Source organism: Iamia sp. (genome assembly GCF_035575815.1).
In the GTDB taxonomy this organism is placed as follows: Bacteria; Actinomycetota; Acidimicrobiia; order Acidimicrobiales; family Iamiaceae; genus Iamia.
Genome location: NZ_DATLXO010000017.1, coordinates 1 through 2073, shown reverse-complemented (window position 1 = coordinate 2073; position 2073 = coordinate 1). Strand labels below are relative to the sequence as shown.

Sequence of the window (2073 nt, the reverse complement as noted above, 5' to 3'; positions counted from 1 at the left end):
GGTCGGCGGCACCACCGCCCTCTACCGGCTGACCAAGGACGGCGTCCCCTACCTCACCGCCGACAGCGCGGAGGTGCAGTCCCGCCAGGCCAACGGCTGGGCCAACGAGGGCATTCGGGGCTACGTCCTGCCCTAGCCGGGAGGCTGAGGAGCATGCTGAAATACTCGGCTCGGCTGCCGCGCGACCGAGCATCGTTGCAGGTCAGCATCGCAGAGCACCTCGGGGTGCTCGCCGGGGCGAGCGAAGATGTGGTCGCCCCGGCCGCGTGGTTCCTGAGCGTGTTGGGCGTCGGGGGTGCAGACTGGGGTGTCTGTTCCGGTTGGACGCCGTTGGCTCTGTAGTGCCTTGGAGCCTGTAGGTCAGCATGGTGGTGGAGGGCTCCCACGGGAACCGTGGAATGTTGCCATCGAGCACGAGCATCAGACTTTCGAACTTCCTGCCCTCCCCGGAGCGGACATCCAACGCCGAGCGAGAGGAGACAACGATGGAGGTGGTGCATCCCCGGTGCGCCGGGGTTGACGTGTCGAAACGGGACGCGAAGGTGTGTGTCCGGGTGGCCGGCACCGGTCGAGCCAAGGCCCGATCGACGGTGACGACGTGGTCGTCGGTCACCAACCAGGTGCTGGCGCTGCGCGATCACCTGATCGGCGAGCAGGTGACGCTGGTGGTGATGGAGGCGACGGGCGACTACTGGAAGCCCTTCTACTACCTGCTCGAGGACGGCCCGTTCGAGGTGATGCTGGTGAACGCCCGGCACGTGAAGAACCTGCCCGGACGCAAGACCGACGTGTCCGACGCGGCGTGGCTGGCCGATCTGGGCGCCCACGGCCTGGTTCGAGGCTCGTTCGTCCCCCCGCCGCCCATCCGCCAGCTGCGCGACCTGACCCGGACCCGGACCACGATCACCCGGGAACGGGCCCGGGAGATCCAACGGTTGGAGAAGCTGTTGGAAGACGCCGGCATCAAGCTGTCGTCGGTGGCCACCGACATCAGTGGCGTGTCGGGGCGGGCCATGCTGGCCGCTCTCGTCGCCGGCGAGCGTGACCCCGGCGTGCTGGCCGATCTGGCCAAGCGACGGTTGCGGTCCAAGATCCCTGAGCTGACCGAGGCGCTCACCGGCCGCTTCGGCGAGCACCACGCCTTCTTGACCCGCCTCCACCTCGACCTCATCGACCAGCACACCACCGCCATCGGCGAGCTCACGGCTCGGATCGAGGTGATGATCGAGCCCTTTCGTCGGGTCCGGGACCTCATCGTGACCATCCCCGGCATCTCCACCCTGGTCGCCGACGTCATCATCGCCGAGACCGGAGGCGACATGACCCGGTTCCCGACGGCCGGGCACCTGGCCTCCTGGGCAGGCACGTGCCCAGGAAGCAACGAGTCAGCCGGCCGGGTCAAGTCGACCGCCACCCGACCCGGCAACCCCTACCTGAAAGGCGCCCTCGGCATCGCCGCCATGTCAGCCGCCCGTTCCAAGGGGACCTACCTGTCCGCCAAGTACCGGCGCATCGCCGCACGGCGAGGACCGGTCAAAGCGATCGTCGCCGTCGAGCACGCCATCCTCATCGCCATGTGGAACATGCTCACCACCGGCGAGCACTACCGCGACCCCGGCGACGACTTCTACACCCGGCTCAACCCGGACAAGGCCAAGAACCGGGCTATCGACCAACTACGCAAGATGGGATTCAACGTGACCCTCCAACCCCAGGCCGCTACCGCGTAGAGCGAATCTTCGCATCAGACCCGTAGCGGGTGCGGGGCCAGAAGAACCCCCGCAGGCCGTCGCCCCGGGTGCGGGGCACGACGTGGACGTGCAGGTGGGGGACGCTCTGGCTCACCAGGTTGTTGACGGCGACGAAGCTGCCCTGGGCGGCCAGGGCGCGAGGGACCGCCGCGCTCAGACGCTGCACGGCGTCGAACAGGACCGGGAGGAGCGGGCTGGGGACGTCGGCCAGGGCGACGTGGTGCAGCTTGGGCACGGTCAGCACGTGGCCGGCGTACAGGGGGCGGACGTCGAGGAAGGCCAGCACGTCGGGCTCGTCGAGCACGACGGCGGCCGGGGCGGC

The 2073-nt window shown here is 68.8% G+C and carries 2 protein-coding genes; one reads left to right on the top strand and one right to left on the bottom strand.

Annotation, left to right across the window (positions count from 1 at the left end):
- Nucleotides 1-485: 485 nt before the first annotated feature.
- Entirely contained in the window at nt 486-1730 is a 1245-nt protein-coding gene (locus tag VNL12_RS01280; protein WP_325590853.1) for an IS110 family transposase, read from the top strand.
- Here VNL12_RS01280 and VNL12_RS01275 read toward each other — a convergent pair.
- A partial coding sequence (locus VNL12_RS01275; RefSeq protein ID WP_325590851.1) for an HIT family protein occupies nt 1720-2073 on the bottom strand: 354 nt, incomplete at its 5' end. The genes VNL12_RS01280 and VNL12_RS01275 overlap by 11 nt on opposite strands.